The organism is Microbacterium limosum (assembly GCF_036324365.1).
GTDB lineage: Bacteria > Actinomycetota > Actinomycetes > Actinomycetales > Microbacteriaceae > Microbacterium > Microbacterium limosum.
In genome coordinates, this window is record NZ_CP137080.1 from 1173410 (window position 1) to 1188806 (window position 15397).

Consider the following 15397-nt stretch of genomic DNA (forward strand, 5'->3'; position numbering starts at 1 on the left):
CTGGAGCCATGGCCACGCGCACCCGTCGACCCGCAGGCGCCCGACCGGCCTCGAAGATCCCCCAGCTGCCGTGGCGGTCCCCGCAGCCCGCGCCGATCGTGCTCGTCTCCGGCCCGGAAGAGGTGTGCGCCGAGCGGGCGATCGCGGGGCTGCGCGACTACCTCCGGGCGGAGGACCCCTCGCTCGAGGTGTCCGACGTGCGCGCAGACGCCTACGCGCCGGGCACGCTGCTCTCGGTCACGTCGCCCTCCCTCTTCGGCGAGCCGCGGCTCGTGCGGGTGGCGGGGGTCGAGAAGTGCACAGACGAGTTCCTCGCGGAGGCGATCTCCTACCTCTCGCATCCCCAGGAGGGGGCGACGGTCGTGCTCCGGCACACCGGTGCGAGCGTGCGCGGCAAGAAGCTGCTCGATGCGATTCGATCGGGAACGGGTGGGGGAGTGGAGATCGCGTGCGCCGCCGTCAAGCGCGACTCCGATCGGTACGACTTCGCAGCCGGGGAGTTCCAGGCGGCGAAGCGCCGCATCGCCCCCGCGGCCCTCCGAGCGCTCACCTCCGCCTTCGCCGACGACCTCACCGAGCTCGCGGCGGCCTGCCAGCAGCTCATCGCCGATGTCGAGGGCGATATCACGGAGGCCGTCGTCCAGCGTTACTACGGCGGTCGCGTCGAGACGTCGTCCTTCGTCGTGGCCGACACCGCGATCGCCGGGCGCTACGGCGAAGCGCTCATCGCACTGCGGCACGCCCTGGCATCCGGCGCGGATCCCGTGCCGATGGTCGCGGCCTTCGCGATGAAGCTGCGCACGATGGCACGCGTCGTCGGCGTGCGTGAGGGATCGGCATCCCTGGCCGCACGGCTCGGCATGAAGGACTGGCAGGTCGATCGTGCCCGCCGCGACCTCGTCGGCTGGACCGAGGCTCAGCTGGGCCTGGCGATCCAGGCGGCTGCGCGTGCCGACGCGGAGGTCAAGGGCGCGTCCCGAGACCCGGTGTTCGCTCTCGAGAGGCTTGTGACGGTGGTGGCGACGCGCTCGCCCTTCGGGTCCTGAGTCGCCGCGGCGACGAGGGGGCCCGGTCGGCCCGCGGCCACGAAAAAGGCCCGCTCCGAAACGGGAGCGGGCCTTTCTCGTGTGCAGGCGGGTCAGAGCGACGCGACCTGCTTGGCGATCGCCGACTTGCGGTTGGCGGCCTGGTTGCTGTGGATGACGCCCTTGCTGACGGCCTTGTCGAGCTTCTTCGTCGCCTTCGCCAGAGCGGCCTCGGCCGTGGCCTTGTCGCCCGAGGCGACGGCCTGGCGGGTGCGGCGCACGGCGGTGCGCAGCTCGCTCTTGACGGCCTTGTTGCGCTCGCGCGCCTTCTCGTTGGTCTTGTTGCGCTTGATCTGCGACTTGATGTTTGCCACGTGTGGGTCTTTCGGTCGAGGTGTCTGCCTGTGGAAGTGCCGGCGACAAGAGAGGGCTGTCGCGCAGCGGTCGTGAGGGTGGGAAACCCACACGCAAGCCAATCAAAGAGTCTAGCAGGTCCGCTCGGGCTGATCCGCTCCGGGCGAGACCGTCGCGATCGCGAGATCGAGGAGCGCGTTGAAGACCCGTGGCCGCATCGCGGTGACCAGGTGGCTCGTGCGCGGGACGACGATCAGCTCGGCGTGCGGAACGAGCCGGCGGAACAGGCGTTCGTTGACGCGGAGCTGGTCGAACTGCCCGTTGATGAACCACGTGGGCACCGAGATTCGGCGGAGGGCGCGGGTGAGGTCGAGCACCGACAGCGAGCGGAGCGCGATGTCCTGTGCGTCGAAGGCGTACCCGCCGGCGCCGAAGTCGTCGCGCGTCTCCTCCGGGAGGGTCCGGGCGAGCACCATCTCCGTGAGGCGCATGCCTCGATCCGGCAGGCTGTCGAAACGCCGCGCGAGTGCCCGGTAGGTGGCGAGACCTGGTCCGCGGGGAACGGCGGTGCAGGATGCCGCGACGAACGCCGCGACGGGCGGGGCCTCCGGTGCGCCGACGTACTCGCAGCTGACGAGCCCGCCCATCGAGTGGGCCGCGAGCACGACAGGGCCGCGGCGGGCCGCCTCGCGCACCGCGGCGTCGATCGTCTCGAACGCGCCGTCGATCGTGAAGTCTTCGCCCATCCGGGTCCCGTGTCCGGGCAGGTCGAGCGCGTGCGCGTCGATGCCGCGTTCGGCGAGATGCGCGATCTGCGCCCGCCACATCGTCGCTGACGTGCGGATCCCGTGGACGAGGACCACCTGCACCGTCATTCCCTCAGCCTAACTTCGCCTCCGTGACGTCGTCCCCGCCCGTTCGCGGGCGGGTAGGCGCGAGCGCGGACCGGCGGGTGCGGGTCCTGGAAGAGCTGGCGTGTCGCCGGAACGTCGTGTTTGATGCACCCCAGATCGGGTGGCGGAGACTGCGTAGAATCGAGCGGACATGTCTCCCCGCGCCGCTACGCCTCCTCAGCCCGCCGCGACTGCCCCCGAGCAGCTCCGCAACTTCTGCATCATCGCCCACATCGATCACGGCAAGTCGACCCTGGCTGACCGCATGCTTCAGATCACGGGAGTCGTCGCCGACCGCGACATGCGCGCGCAGTACCTCGACCGCATGGACATCGAGCGCGAGCGCGGCATCACGATCAAGAGCCAGGCCGTGCGGATGCCGTGGGAGACGGGCGGCGAGACCTTCGCGCTCAACATGATCGACACGCCCGGACACGTCGACTTCAGCTACGAGGTCTCCCGCTCGCTCGCGGCGTGCGAGGGGGCGATCCTCCTGGTGGACGCGGCGCAGGGCATCGAGGCGCAGACGCTCGCCAACCTTTACCTCGCGCTCGAGAACGACCTGCACATCATTCCCGTGCTCAACAAGATCGACCTGCCCGCTGCTGACCCGGAGAAGTTCGCGCTCGAGCTGGCGAACCTCATCGGCGGCGACCCCGACGACGTACTCCGCGTCAGCGGCAAGACCGGCGCGGGCGTCGAGGAGCTGCTCGACCGCATCGTCCGCGACATCCCGGCGCCCCAGGGGGATGCCTCGGCACCCGCTCGCGCGATGATCTTCGACTCGGTCTACGACTCCTACCGCGGCGTCGTCACCTACGTGCGCATGGTCGACGGCAAGCTCGAGCCCCGCGAGCGCATCCAGATGATGTCGACGCGGGCGACCCACGAGCTGCTCGAGATCGGTGTGTCCAGCCCTGAGCCGACTCCGACGAAGGGCCTCGGCGTCGGCGAGGTGGGGTACCTCATCACGGGCGTGAAGGACGTGCGCCAGTCGAAGGTCGGCGACACGGTCACGACCGCACGAAAGCCCGCCGAGGAGGCCCTGCCGGGGTACACCGACCCGAAGCCGATGGTCTTCTCCGGCCTGTATCCGATCGACGGCAGCGACTACCCGGATCTGCGCGAGGCGCTCGACAAGCTCAAGCTCTCGGATGCCGCCCTGGTCTACGAGCCCGAGACCTCCGTCGCTCTCGGCTTCGGATTCCGGTGCGGATTCCTCGGCCTCCTCCACCTCGAGATCGTCACCGAGCGTCTCGCCCGCGAGTTCGACCTCGACCTCATCACGACGGCACCGAGCGTGGTCTATCGCGTCGTCACCGACACCGGAGCCGAGGTGATCGTGACCAATCCGAGCGAGTACCCCGACGGCCGCGTCGCGACGGTGTCCGAGCCGGTGGTCAAGGCGGCCATCCTGACGCCCAAGGACTACGTGGGCACGGTCATGGAGCTGTGCCAGTCGCGCCGCGGGACCCTGCTCGGGATGGACTACCTGAGCGAAGACCGCGTCGAGCTGCGCTACAACGTGCCGCTCGGCGAGATCGTGTTCGACTTCTTCGATCAGCTCAAGTCGCGCACGCAGGGCTATGCGAGCCTCGACTACGAGCCGGCGGGGGAGCAGGAGGCCGACCTCGTCAAGGTCGACATCCTCCTGCAGGGCGAGAAGGTCGACGCGTTCAGCTCGATCGTCCACCGGGACAAGGCGTACGCGTACGGGCTCCTCATGACCGAGCGGCTGAAGAAGCTGATTCCGCGCCAGCAGTTCGAGGTGCCCATCCAGGCCGCGATCGGCGCGCGCATCATCGCCCGCGAGAACATCCGCGCGATCCGCAAGGACGTGCTCGCCAAGTGCTACGGCGGCGACATCACCCGCAAGCGCAAGCTGCTCGAGAAGCAGAAGGAGGGCAAGAAGCGCATGAAGATGGTGGGCCGCGTCGAGGTGCCGCAGGAGGCGTTCATCGCCGCGCTCTCCGGCGACGTCGAGACCGGCGCCAAGTAGGGTTGGGCGCATGCGGCGCGGGACTTTCCGAGACGACACCGTCGATTACGCGGCGGTAGGCGCAACGCACTCACCGGATCTGATGCAGTATCCGCCGGAGCGCAGCATCGCCGCCGAGCGGACGATCCGGATCGGATCGGGTCAGGAGCGCTTCGCCTCCGCGGGCGAGGCCCTGCTGTCGTGGACGGCCCAGAAGGGCGCCGGCCTGCAGCTGGGCGATGTGCGCCCGGCATCCGGCCCCATGTACGCGGGGGTGGGGTTCGACGACGAGGGAAACCCCGTCGCCCCCGCCAGTACGGAGGCCGAGCAGCGCTTCGACGCCGAAGGCACACCGTTCGCCGGCGCGGGCACGACCGTGACGGTGCACGGGCGCGTGGCGGGCCTGCGGGCGGATGCCGAGCTGCGCGTCATCTCCGTGACCGAGGAGCCGCGGCGGATCGCCTTCACGATCGGCACCGTGAGCGGCTCCGTGGTCAGCGGTGAGGAGTGGTTCCTCATCGAGTGGCGGGGCAACGACGAGGTGTGGTTCACGGTGCGCGCGTTCGACGCGCCGGTCGCGCTCGCGTACCGCCTCGTCCGCCCCCTCGTGCGACGCCGTCGGCGGGCGCTCTTCGACGGCTACGTCCGCGCGATCTCGCCGATGTACACGACCGGCTGACCGTGGCCGGACCCCTCCCGCTCGGCGATCCCGCACCGGTCGACGGCGCCCTGCCGGGCGACCTCCCTCTCGACCCGACCCGCGCCCTCGGCGTGTACCTGCACGTCCCCTTCTGCCGGGTGCGGTGCGGCTACTGCGACTTCAACACGTACACCGCCGGCGAGCTGCGCGGTGCCAGCGCCGAGGACTACCCCTCCGAAGCGGGGCGTGAGGTGCGCCTGGCGGCGCGCGTGCTCTCCGACGCCGGCGCGCTGCGTGCGGCATCCACCGTGTTCTTCGGCGGCGGCACGCCGACGCTGCTGCCCGCCGGATCGCTCACGCGGATGCTGGAGGACGTGCGCGCGCACATCGGCGTTCAGCCGAACGCCGAGATCACGGTGGAGGCCAACCCCGACACCGTCACGCAGGTCGTCGCAGACGAGCTGGCCGCCGCGGGGGTCACGAGGCTCTCGATCGGCATGCAGTCGGCCGTGCCGCACGTGCTCGCGGCGCTCGACCGCACGCACGACCCCGCCGCCGTCGCGCGCGCCGTGGGAGCCGCGCGCGGGGCGGGCCTGGCCGTCAGCCTCGACCTCATCTACGGCGCGCCCGGGGAGAGCCTCGCGGACTGGGCGGCGTCGCTGTCGCAGGCGGTGGAGCTCACGCCCGACCACGTGTCGGCGTACGCCCTCATCGTCGAGGACGGGACGGCGCTGGCGCGGCGCATCCGCCGGGGCGAGCTCGCCGCCCCCGACGACGACCTGCAGGCCGACATGTACGAACTGGCCGACCGCGTCCTGGCCGACGCGGGCTTCGGGTGGTACGAGGTGAGCAATTGGGCGCGGGACGACACCCACCGCTCGCGGCACAACCTCGCCTACTGGCGCGGCGATGACTGGTGGGGCGTGGGGCCCGGCGCCCACAGCCACGTGGCAGGACTGCGCTGGTGGAACGTCAAGCATCCCGCGGCCTACGCCCAGCGCCTGCAGTCCGGCGCCTCGCCGGCGGCCGGGCGGGAGAGGCCGGATGCCGCCGCCACACAGCTCGAGCGGGTGCTGCTCACCTCCCGCATCCGTGAGGGACTTCCCCTCGAGATGCTGGATGCCGGCGCGCGTCGCTCCGTCGCGGGGCTCGTCGCCGACGGGCTCGTCTCCGGCGAGGACGCCGTGCGCGGGAGGGTCGTGCTGACCCTGCGCGGGCGGCTGCTGGCGGACGCCGTCGTGCACGCGCTGGCGGGCTGAGCGCCGCCTTCCGGAGCACACGCGCTGCGAACCGGTAGAATTGGCACTCGATCTGCCAGAGTGCCAGGACGGGAGGAGAGGCCATGGTCTCGGAACGGGGGCTCCAGGTCCTGCGCGCCATCGTGCAGGACTACGTCGCCACCCACGAACCGGTCGGCAGCAAGTCGATCGTCGAGCGTCACGCGTTCGGGGTCTCCGCCGCCACGATCCGCAACGACATGGCCCAGCTGGAGGACGAGGAGCTCATCGCGGCGCCTCACACCTCCTCCGGGCGGGTGCCGACGGACAAGGGCTACCGCGTCTTCGTCGACCACCTCGCCGACATCCGGCCGCTCTCTCCCGCGCAGCGCAGCGCCATCACGGACTTCCTCGGCGACCCGGGCGACCTCGACGACCTCCTGGCCCGCACGGTCCGGGTCCTCTCACAGCTCACCGGCCAGGTGGCCATCGTGCAGTATCCGTCCTTCGCACGCGCCAACGTCACCCACGTCGAGCTGGTGGCGATCGCGCCCGCGCGCATGCTCATCGTCCTCGTGACCGACACGGGCCGGGTGTCCCAGCGCATCGCCGCGCTCACGGCGCCCCTTGAGGACGAGGACCTGCCCGCGCTGCGGGCGCGCCTGGCGGCGCTGATCGTGGGTCACTCCGTGCGTGAAGCGGCCGACCGGGTCGAGGCCTTCCGCGCCGCCGGGACGGCCGAGGCCGTCGGAGTGGACGCGGCCCTGCTCTCCCTCTGCCATGTGGTCGCCGAGGAGCTGGACGAGTTCCGCCAGGACCGCCTGCTCATGGCGGGAGCCGCCAACCTCGCTCGCCGCGAATCCGACTTCCGCGGCAGCATCTACCCGCTCCTCGAGGCGATCGAGGAGCAGGTCACCCTCCTCCGGCTCATGGGGGAGATGGTGGCCGACACCCAGGGTCTCGCGGCCAGCATCGGCCGCGAGAACGATCCGTGGGGGCTCGGCGAAGCATCGGTCGTGACGAGCGACTACGAGACATCGGGGGCGGTGGCACGCGTGGGCGTGCTCGGACCGACCCGAATGGACTATCCCAGCAACCTCGCCTCGGCGCGGGCCGTCGCGCGATACCTCTCGCGTCTGCTCGACGAGGACGAGAACCGCCGCTGAGGCGACCCCTGCCCCGCACGACGGGGCGTGAAGAAAGGCGAATGTGGCAGACCATTACGACGTCCTGGGCGTGGCGAGAGACGCGTCACCCGACGAGATCAAGAAGGCGTACCGACGCCTCGCGCGCGAGCTGCACCCGGATGTGAACCCGGGTGAGGAAGCCTCGGAGCGCTTCAAGCTCGTCACCCACGCATACGACGTGCTCAGCGATCCGGAGCAGCGCCAGCGCTACGACTCCGGCGGAGACGCGTTCGGCGGGGCCGGAGCGGGCTTCGGCGGTTTCAGCGACATCTTCGAGACGTTCTTCGGCGGGGGCGGCGGGGGCTCGCGCGCGGCGCGCCCGCGCTCGCGCCGGGAGCGCGGGCAGGACGCCCTCGTCCGAGTGAACCTCGACCTTCGGGATGTCGTCTTCGGCACGCACCGCGACCTCGAGGTCGACACGGCCGTGCTGTGCGAGACCTGCCAGGGCTCGTGCTGCCAGCCCGGCACGCAGCCCGTCACGTGCGACATCTGCCGCGGCGCGGGACACATCCAGCGTCAGGTGCGCAGTCTGCTCGGCAACGTCGTCACGAACGTGCCGTGCCCCACGTGCCAGGGGTACGGCACGACGATCCCGTACCCCTGCTCGAGCTGCCAGGGTCAGGGCCGCGTGCGCTCCCGGCGCACCGTCTCGATCGACATCCCGGCGGGTGTGGAGACGGGGCTGCGCCTGCAGCTGCCTGGTTCCGGCGAGGTCGGCCCCGCGGGAGGGCCCAACGGTGATCTGTACATAGAGGTCAGCGTGGCCGCCGACGACGTCTTCAGCCGGGACGGCGACGACCTGCTCGCGACGCTCGAGGTGTCGATGCCCGATGCGATCCTCGGCACCGAGACGACGATCGAGAGCCTCGACGGCCCGGTCGATCTGGAGATCCGCCCCGGTGTCCAGTCGGGCGACATCCTGACGATCAAGGGGCGCGGCATCACTCCGCTGCGCGGGAGCCAGCGCGGCGATCTGCGCGTCGGCGTGCAGGTCGTGACGCCGTCGCGCCTCGACGCGAAGGAGCGGGCCCTCGTCGAGGAGCTGCGCAAGCGCACCAAGGCGCCCGCGCCGACGCTCTCCCACTTCCACCAGGGCGTCTTCGCGAAGCTGCGCGACAGGTTCCGGAACCACTGATGCCGCTGCACTTCGTCGTCGACGCGGCCTCGACCGCGCATGTCGGCGACGTGGTCGCACTCACGGGCGACGAGGCGCACCACGCGGCGGCTGTCCGCCGCGTGCGGGTGGGGGAGGAGGTCACCCTCGGCGACGGACGCGGAGCGTGGCTGACCGGCGTGTGCGAGGCGGTCGCGCCGCGGGAGGTGCGCGTGCGGGTCCGCGACCGCACCCTCGTGCCGGCCGCGGCACCGCGGATCGTGCTCGTGCAGGCGCTCGCGAAGGGCGACCGCGACGAGCTCGCCGTCCAGGCGGCCACCGAGCTCGGGGTCGATGAGATCGTCCCGTGGCAGGCGTCCCGCAGCGTGTCGCGGTGGCAGGGGCCGAAACTCGTCAAGGGCGTCGCCCGATGGAGCACCATCGCGCGCGAGGCCGCGAAACAGGCCCACCGCGCGTGGATACCGCCCGTCGCCACGCCGCTCGGGACCCCCGGCGTCATCGAGCGCGCCGCCGACGCCCGTGTCCTCCTGCTCGAGCCGACGGCCGAGCGAGCGCTGACGGCGCTTGACTGGCCGCGGGGCGAGGCACGCGACATCCTGCTGGTGGTCGGCCCGGAGGGCGGCATCGACGGCGCCGAAATCGATGCGTTCGAGGCGGCCGGCGCGGAGCCGGTGAGGATGGGGGCGAGCGTGCTACGCACGTCCACGGCCGGACCCGCGGCGATCGCGGTGCTGTCGGCCGCGCTGGGACGCTGGTGAGGGGCCCTCGATACACTGGGACGGTGTCCGACGAACCCTCGATCTTCACCCGTATCCTGCGAGGCGAGATCCCCGCAGAGATCATCGCCGAGACCGAGGGCGCCTTCGCGATCCGCGACATCGCGCCGCAGGCGCCCGTGCACGTGCTCGTCATCCCGAAGTCGCAGGAGTACCGCAACGTCGTCGAGCTCGCAGCGGGCGATCCGCAGCTGCTCGCCGAGATCGTCGGGCTCGCGAACACGCTGGCGGCCGAGCTCACCGGTGGCGACTTCCGTCTGGTCTTCAACACGGGGGCGGATGCCGGGCAGACCGTCTTCCACGTCCACGCCCACCTGCTCGGCGGCGGACTGACGGAGAAGAGCGTCGGTGCCTGACGAAGAGACCCCCGACACCACGACCGAGCGGGTCTACGCCGACGGTGTCGCGATGGTGCAGCTGCTCGGTCCGCAGGACCGCCTCCTCCGCGTGCTCGAGACGGAGCACCCGGAGGTCGACGTGCACGTGCGCGGCAACGAGATCACGCTCTCGGGCGCGTCCCGGGCCGTCGAGGCCGCACGAGACCTCGTCGACGAGCTTCTGGCCATGACGAAGGCCGGGCACGCCCTCGCGCCCGGAGACGTCTCCTCGTCGGCGCGCATCCTCGAGGGGGACGCCGGTCGACGTCCGTCGGAGGTGCTGGGTGAGGCGATCCTCTCCACCCGCGGCCGCGTGATCCGACCCAAGACGCTGGGCCAGAAGGAGTACGTCGACGCGATCGAGGAGCACACGATCGTGTTCGGAATCGGTCCCGCCGGAACGGGGAAGACGTATCTCGCGATGGCAAAGGCCGTGCAGGCTCTCCAGCGCAAGGAGGTCTCGCGGATCATCCTGACCCGGCCCGCCGTCGAGGCCGGCGAGCGCCTGGGGTTCCTGCCCGGCACGCTGAACGACAAGATCGACCCGTACCTGCGACCGCTCTACGACGCGCTCAACGAGATGATGGACCCCGAGCTCGTGCCCAAGCTCATGGCGACCGGGACGATCGAGGTCGCGCCCCTGGCGTACATGCGGGGCCGCACGCTCAACGACTCGTTCGTCGTGCTCGATGAGGCGCAGAACACGACGCCCGAGCAGATGAAGATGTTCCTCACGCGGCTCGGGTTCAACACCAGGATGGTCGTGACGGGCGACATCACGCAGGTCGACCTCCCGGGCGGCAGCTCGGGGCTGCGCCTCGTGACCCGCATCCTGAACGACGTCGAGGACATCCACTTCGCGCGTCTGACCAGCGACGACGTCGTGCGTCACAGCCTCGTGGGGAAGATCGTCGACGCCTACAGCGCGTACGACGAGCGCCGTACCGCCGCGCGCCACGAACGCGAGCAGGCGAGCGAGTTCGCCAATCGCGCCGAGCGCCACTCGTCGACCCGACCGCTCGGTCCCCGCGACCGCCAGCCGAAGCGAGGCAGCCGATGACGATCGAGATCACGAACGAGTCGGGCGTCGCGGCCGACGAGACGAAGCTGCTGCGCCTGATGGAGCACCACCTGGCCGAGCTGCACGTCAGCCCCGAGGCCGACGTCGCGATCATCCTCGTCGACGAGGGGGCGATGGAGGCCCTCCACGTGCAGTGGATGGACGAGCCCGGTCCGACCGACGTGCTGAGCTTCCCGATGGACGAGCTGCGCCCCGGGACCGAGGAGTCGCCCACCCCGCCGGGGCTCCTCGGTGACATCGTGCTCTGCCCGCAGGTGGCCGAGACGCAGGCCCGCGACAACGGCGTGTCGACCGAGGACGAGATGCTCATGCTGACCACGCACGGCCTTCTGCACCTGCTCGGGTTCGACCACGCCGAGCCCGAGGAAGAGCGGGAGATGTTCGGCCTGCAGAGGGAGCTGCTCACGTCGTTCGCTCTGCGCGAGCGCCGACGGCGCCGTCCATGACCGCCGTCCTGCTCCTGATCGGCGGCGGGGCGCTCGTCGCCTTCGCCGGCCTGATGGCGGCACTCGAAGCCGCGCTGGGGGTCACCTCCCGCGGTGATCTGCTGGACTGGTCGCTCACCGCCCGGGCCAAGAGGTCGCTGCGCGCCATCGCCGACGAGCCCGAGGCGCACACCAACGCCGTCGTCTTCGTCCGCATCCTCGCCGAGACCTCCGCCGCCGTGCTCGTCACGGTCGCCCTGACGATCCTTCTCGACTCGATCTGGTGGGCGATGCTCGCCGCCGCCGTGCTCATGACGGGGGTGTCGTTCGCCCTGGTGGGCGCGAGCCCCCGCACGGTCGGCCGTCAGCACGCGACCGGCCTGCTGCGGGCGTGCGCGCCGATCATCCGGTTCGTCCGCGTCCTCCTGGGGCCGTTCGCGAGCGCCCTCGTGCGCGCCGCCGCGCGTGCGACACCCGGGGGCGGCCGCGCGGCGCCGTTCGCGACAGAGGATCAGCTGCTGTCCATGGTCGACGAGGCCGTGGAGGCCGACCTGATCGAGGACGAGGACCGCGAGCTCATCCACTCCGTGTTCGACTTCACCGACACGTACGTGCGCGCGGTCATGGTGCCGCGCACCGACATGGTCACGATCGAGGCCGGGGCGACGACGGATGCCGCGATGGAGCTCTTCCTGCGCACCGGCGTATCCCGCGCTCCGGTCGTGGAGGGCGACGACGACGAGATCGTCGGGATGCTGTACCTCAAGGACCTCGCGCAGTTCGCGTTCGGTGCGCCCGAGGGCTGGCGCCAGGCCGGTGTCCGCGGCATCCTGCGCCCCGTCGTGTACGTGCCGGAGTCGATGATGGCGTCGGCGCTGCTGCAGCAGATGAAGGTCGACGCCGTGCACGTGTGCATCGTGGTCGACGAATACGGCGGCGTCGCGGGCCTGGTCACCCTCGAGGACCTCATCGAGGAGCTCGTCGGCGACATCGCCGACGAGTACGACCTGCCTCAGTCGGAGGTCTCCGAGCTCGAGCCCGGGCGTTTCCGGGTCAGCGCGCGGCTCTCGCTCGACGACCTCGGCGACCTCTTCGGCATCGAGATCGAGGACGACGACGTCGACACCGTGGGCGGCCTGTTCGGCAAGGCGCTCGGCCGCGTGCCACAGCCCGGTGCGCACGCGGAGGTGTCCGGGATCGTCATGACCGGCGGCGCGTCGCGGGGCCGGGGCCGCGGTCTTGCGACCGTGTTCGTCGAGGCGAGCGAGGAGCTGCGCGCGGTGCAGGAGTCCTACGCCGCCGAGACGGGCGAGATCCCGGTCCAGGGCGAAGGCCGACGACGGAGAGTGGAGTCCTCATGAGTGACAGCGGGTTCCGGTGCGGGTTCGCGACGTTCGTCGGCCGCCCGAACGTGGGCAAGTCGACGCTCACCAACGCCCTCGTCGGCGAGAAGGTCGCGATCACGAGCGACAAGCCGCAGACCACGCGTCGCGCGATCCGGGGGATCGTCAACCAGCCGGACGGGCAGCTGATCATCGTCGACACCCCCGGCATCCACCGCCCCCGAACGCTCCTCGGCCAGCGGCTCAACGACCTCGTCGAGCAGGTGCTCGGCGACGTGGACGTCATCGCGTTCTGCGTCCCGGCGACGGAGAAGGTGGGCCCCGGCGACCGCCGCATCGCCGAATCCCTCGACGGCTACCCGCGCGCCGCGAAGGTGGCGCTCGTGACCAAGACGGATGCCGCGAGCCGCGACCAGATCACGGAGCGCCTCATCGAGGTCGACTCGCTCCGTGAGGACTGGGCCGCCGTCATCCCGCTGTCCTCGCTCGCGGGGGATCAGCTCGACGTGCTCGCCGCGGAGCTGCTCGCCCTCATGCCCGAGGGTCCGGCGCTCTACGACAGCGACATCTCCACCGACGAGTCGGTCGAGGACCGCGTGGCCGAGATCATCCGCGAGGCCGCCCTCGAGGGCGTGCGCGACGAGCTTCCCCACTCGATCGCCGTGACGATCGCCGACATCGCCCCGCGTGAGGGCTCCGACCTGACCGACGTGTACGCCGACATCGTCGTCGAGCGCGACAGCCAGAAGGCCATCATCATCGGGCACCGCGGCTCCCGCCTGCGGGACGTGGGCGCCCGCGCCCGCGCCCAGATCGAACCGCTCCTGGGCACCCGGGTCTTCCTCGGGCTGCACGTGCGGGTGGCGAAGGAATGGCAGCGCGACGCCAAGAAGCTCGGCCGGCTCGGGTTCTGACCCCGCGCGTATCCGCCAGCTCGCGTTCGAGGCCGCCGGAGCCGCGCCGGGGCGCCGCACCGGCGGACCCTGCTAGCATGGCGGCATGCGTCTGGGTGGATTCCTTCTCCTTATCCGCCGCGACGAGGCCTCGATCTAGGGCCTTCCTCGTCGCGGAGCTGATGGCGTGCCCGCCCCTCACGACGAGAGAAGCATTCATCATGGAGAACACCCAGAAGACCTCGGGAATGCCGGTGCACAAGTACCGCCCGTACCACGATCAGATCCGCGTCGACCTGCCCGACCGCACCTGGCCCGACGCCCGCATCACGGCCGCGCCGCGTTGGTGCGCCGTCGATCTGCGCGATGGCAACCAGGCGCTCATCGACCCCATGAGCCCCGAGCGCAAGCGCATCATGTTCGACCTGCTCGTGCGGATGGGCTACAAGGAGATCGAGGTCGGCTTCCCCTCGGCGAGCCAGACGGACTTCGACTTCGTGCGCCACCTCATCGAGAACGACGTCATTCCCGACGACGTCACGATCCAGGTGCTGACCCAGTCGCGCGAGCATCTCATCGCCCGCACGTACGAGGCGATCGCGGGTGCGAAGCGCGCCATCGTGCACCTCTACAACTCCACGAGCGTGCTCCAGCGCGAGGTCGTCTTCCGCACCGACAAGCAAGGCATCATCGACATCGCCCTGGAGGGCGCGCGGCTCTGCCGGGAGTTCGAGAAGCGCGTGCCCGAGACGCGGGTCTTCTACGAGTACTCGCCCGAGAGCTACACCGGCACCGAGCTGGAGTTCGCGGTCGACGTCTGCAACCAGGTGCTCGAGGTGCTCGAGCCCACGCCGGAGCGCAAGGTCATCATCAACCTGCCCGCGACGGTCGAGATGGCCACGCCCAACGTGTACGCCGACTCGATCGAGTGGATGAGCCGGCACCTGAACCACCGCGAGAACGTCATCCTGTCGCTGCACCCGCACAACGACCGCGGCACCGCCGTCGCGGCGGCCGAGCTCGGCTACATGGCGGGGGCGGACCGCATCGAGGGGTGCCTCTTCGGCAACGGCGAGCGCACGGGCAATGTCGACCTCGTGGCCCTCGGCATCAACCTGCTGACGCAGGGCATCGACCCGCAGATCGACTTCGGCGACATCGATCAGATCAAGCGCACGGCCGAGTACTGCAACCAGCTGCCGGTGCCCGAGCGCAGTCCGTGGGCCGGCGACCTCGTGTACACCGCGTTCAGCGGATCGCACCAGGACGCGATCAAGAAGGGCTTCGAGGCCATGGAGGCGCGCGCCGCCGCCGAGGGGGTCTCGATCGACGAGCTCGAGTGGGCGGTGCCGTACCTGCCGATCGACCCGAAGGACCTGGGCCGCTCGTACGAGGCCGTCATCCGCGTCAACTCCCAGTCCGGCAAGGGGGGAGTGGCCTACCTGCTGAAGACCGACCACTCGCTCGACCTGCCGCGACGCCTGCAGATCGAGTTCTCGGCGGTGGTTCAGGCCAAGACCGACGAGGACGGCGGGGAGGTCACCAGCGAGCAGATCTGGTCGGTGTTCCGCGACGAGTACCTGCCCTCCGACGTCGACGACGAGCGCTGGGGTCGGTTCGAGCTGCTCGGCACCCGCACGGCGAGCGACATGACCGGCGACGTCGAGCTCCACGTGCGCCTGCGCGACGGCGACGAGGTCGAGGATGCCGCGGGCCACGGTAACGGGCCTATCGCCGCCTTCCTCGAGGTGGTTCGCGCCCGCGGCTTCGACATCTCGCTGTACGACTACGTCGAGCACACCCTCAGCGCCGGCGGCGATGCGCAGGCCGCCGCGTACGTCGAGCTTCAGATCGACGGCGAGCGCCTGTGGGGCGTCGGGATCGACGGCGACATCTCCACCGCGAGTCTCAAGGCCATCGTCTCGGGGGTCAACCGCGCGATCCGCGCCCGTCAGCCCGCCCTCGCCACCGCGGCGGTCTGAGCGCCGCCCCGCAAGAACCGGGGCAGGTTGCGTGCTGTGGGGCAGGTTCTGCCGTGCCCCACAGCACCGCACGTGCCCCACTTCGGCCCGGAGCAGGCGCGCGGGAATGATC

At 70.8% G+C, this 15397-nt stretch carries 15 protein-coding genes; 13 read left to right on the top strand and 2 right to left on the bottom strand.

Translation table 11 applies throughout. The annotated features are described in order from the left end of the window. The first annotated feature begins 8 nt into the window (after positions 1 to 8). Entirely contained in the window at positions 9 to 1046 is a 1038-nt protein-coding gene (gene holA, locus RYJ27_RS05705) for a DNA polymerase III subunit delta (RefSeq protein ID WP_330171756.1), read from the top strand. A 92-nt stretch (positions 1047 to 1138) separates the two neighbouring features. On the opposite strand, the gene rpsT is transcribed toward holA, so the two are convergent. Together rpsT and RYJ27_RS05715 are read right to left on the bottom strand one after the other, a co-directional pair. Beyond that, on the bottom strand, positions 1139 to 1399 hold the full coding sequence (gene rpsT, locus RYJ27_RS05710; RefSeq protein ID WP_330171757.1) for a 30S ribosomal protein S20: 261 nt from the start codon (positions 1397 to 1399) through the stop codon (positions 1139 to 1141). Positions 1400 to 1510: 111 nt separating this feature from the next. Next, positions 1511 to 2254 carry an alpha/beta fold hydrolase gene (locus tag RYJ27_RS05715; RefSeq protein ID WP_330171758.1) on the bottom strand — a complete coding sequence of 248 codons (744 nt, stop codon included), beginning with the start codon at positions 2252 to 2254 and terminating at the stop codon, positions 1511 to 1513. 169 nt (positions 2255 to 2423) lie between these two features. On the opposite strand from RYJ27_RS05715, the gene lepA reads away from it, so the two are divergent. The 12 genes from lepA to leuA all read left to right on the top strand — a co-directional run bounded on the left by lepA (position 2424) and on the right by leuA (position 15285). After that, the gene (gene lepA / locus RYJ27_RS05720; RefSeq protein ID WP_330171759.1) at positions 2424 to 4271 is read left to right on the top strand and encodes a translation elongation factor 4; all 1848 of its coding nucleotides are present in this window, start codon (positions 2424 to 2426) and stop codon (positions 4269 to 4271) included. Positions 4272 to 4281: 10 nt separating this feature from the next. After that, positions 4282 to 4929, top strand: coding sequence for a DUF1990 family protein (locus RYJ27_RS05725; protein WP_330171760.1), 648 nt, complete (start codon positions 4282 to 4284; stop codon positions 4927 to 4929). 2 nt (positions 4930 to 4931) lie between these two features. Next, positions 4932 to 6149, top strand: a complete 1218-nt coding sequence (hemW, locus tag RYJ27_RS05730) for a radical SAM family heme chaperone HemW (RefSeq protein WP_330171761.1) — start codon at positions 4932 to 4934, stop codon at positions 6147 to 6149. 83 nt (positions 6150 to 6232) lie between these two features. Continuing rightward, on the top strand, positions 6233 to 7273 hold the full coding sequence (gene hrcA, locus RYJ27_RS05735; protein ID WP_330171762.1) for a heat-inducible transcriptional repressor HrcA: 1041 nt from the start codon (positions 6233 to 6235) through the stop codon (positions 7271 to 7273). 43 nt (positions 7274 to 7316) lie between these two features. Further along, on the top strand, positions 7317 to 8429 hold the full coding sequence (dnaJ, locus tag RYJ27_RS05740; RefSeq protein WP_330171763.1) for a molecular chaperone DnaJ: 1113 nt from the start codon (positions 7317 to 7319) through the stop codon (positions 8427 to 8429). Beyond that, on the top strand, positions 8429 to 9166 hold the full coding sequence (locus RYJ27_RS05745) for a 16S rRNA (uracil(1498)-N(3))-methyltransferase (protein ID WP_330171764.1): 738 nt from the start codon (positions 8429 to 8431) through the stop codon (positions 9164 to 9166). Before dnaJ ends, RYJ27_RS05745 begins: the two co-directional genes overlap by 1 nt. A 23-nt stretch (positions 9167 to 9189) precedes the next feature. Then, positions 9190 to 9540 (top strand): histidine triad nucleotide-binding protein, encoded by a 351-nt coding sequence (locus RYJ27_RS05750; RefSeq protein WP_330171765.1) that lies wholly within the window; start codon positions 9190 to 9192, stop codon positions 9538 to 9540. Positions 9541 to 9592: 52 nt separating this feature from the next. Beyond that, the gene (locus RYJ27_RS05755) at positions 9593 to 10621 is read left to right on the top strand and encodes a PhoH family protein (RefSeq protein WP_330172000.1); all 1029 of its coding nucleotides are present in this window, start codon (positions 9593 to 9595) and stop codon (positions 10619 to 10621) included. Further along, positions 10618 to 11088: an rRNA maturation RNase YbeY gene (ybeY, locus tag RYJ27_RS05760; protein ID WP_330171766.1), complete on the top strand. Its 471-nt coding sequence runs from the start codon at positions 10618 to 10620 to the stop codon at positions 11086 to 11088. Before RYJ27_RS05755 ends, ybeY begins: the two co-directional genes overlap by 4 nt. After that, positions 11085 to 12428 carry a hemolysin family protein gene (locus tag RYJ27_RS05765; RefSeq protein ID WP_330171767.1) on the top strand — a complete coding sequence of 448 codons (1344 nt, stop codon included), beginning with the start codon at positions 11085 to 11087 and terminating at the stop codon, positions 12426 to 12428. The genes ybeY and RYJ27_RS05765 overlap by 4 nt, the downstream gene beginning before the upstream one ends. Next, the gene (gene era, locus RYJ27_RS05770; RefSeq protein WP_330171768.1) at positions 12425 to 13324 is read left to right on the top strand and encodes a GTPase Era; all 900 of its coding nucleotides are present in this window, start codon (positions 12425 to 12427) and stop codon (positions 13322 to 13324) included. The genes RYJ27_RS05765 and era overlap by 4 nt, the downstream gene beginning before the upstream one ends. Before the next feature lie 200 nt (positions 13325 to 13524). Beyond that, positions 13525 to 15285, top strand: a complete 1761-nt coding sequence (leuA, locus tag RYJ27_RS05775; RefSeq protein WP_330171769.1) for a 2-isopropylmalate synthase — start codon at positions 13525 to 13527, stop codon at positions 15283 to 15285. The last annotated feature ends 112 nt before the right edge of the window (positions 15286 to 15397 follow it).

Excerpts from the sequence above, each read along its gene's own strand:
- holA (WP_330171756.1), top strand. The coding sequence starts at position 9 with ATGGCCACGCGCACCCGTCGACCCGCAGGCGCCCGACCGGCCTCGAAG.
- RYJ27_RS05715 (WP_330171758.1), bottom strand. The coding sequence starts at position 2,254 with ATGACGGTGCAGGTGGTCCTCGTCCACGGGATCCGCACGTCAGCGACG.
- lepA (WP_330171759.1), top strand. The coding sequence starts at position 2,424 with ATGTCTCCCCGCGCCGCTACGCCTCCTCAGCCCGCCGCGACTGCCCCC.
- RYJ27_RS05725 (WP_330171760.1), top strand. The coding sequence starts at position 4,282 with ATGCGGCGCGGGACTTTCCGAGACGACACCGTCGATTACGCGGCGGTA.
- hrcA (WP_330171762.1), top strand. The coding sequence starts at position 6,233 with ATGGTCTCGGAACGGGGGCTCCAGGTCCTGCGCGCCATCGTGCAGGAC.
- RYJ27_RS05745 (WP_330171764.1), top strand. The coding sequence starts at position 8,429 with ATGCCGCTGCACTTCGTCGTCGACGCGGCCTCGACCGCGCATGTCGGC.
- RYJ27_RS05755 (WP_330172000.1), top strand. The coding sequence starts at position 9,593 with ATGGTGCAGCTGCTCGGTCCGCAGGACCGCCTCCTCCGCGTGCTCGAG.
- ybeY (WP_330171766.1), top strand. The coding sequence starts at position 10,618 with ATGACGATCGAGATCACGAACGAGTCGGGCGTCGCGGCCGACGAGACG.
- RYJ27_RS05765 (WP_330171767.1), top strand. The coding sequence starts at position 11,085 with ATGACCGCCGTCCTGCTCCTGATCGGCGGCGGGGCGCTCGTCGCCTTC.
- era (WP_330171768.1), top strand. The coding sequence starts at position 12,425 with ATGAGTGACAGCGGGTTCCGGTGCGGGTTCGCGACGTTCGTCGGCCGC.
- leuA (WP_330171769.1), top strand. The coding sequence starts at position 13,525 with ATGGAGAACACCCAGAAGACCTCGGGAATGCCGGTGCACAAGTACCGC.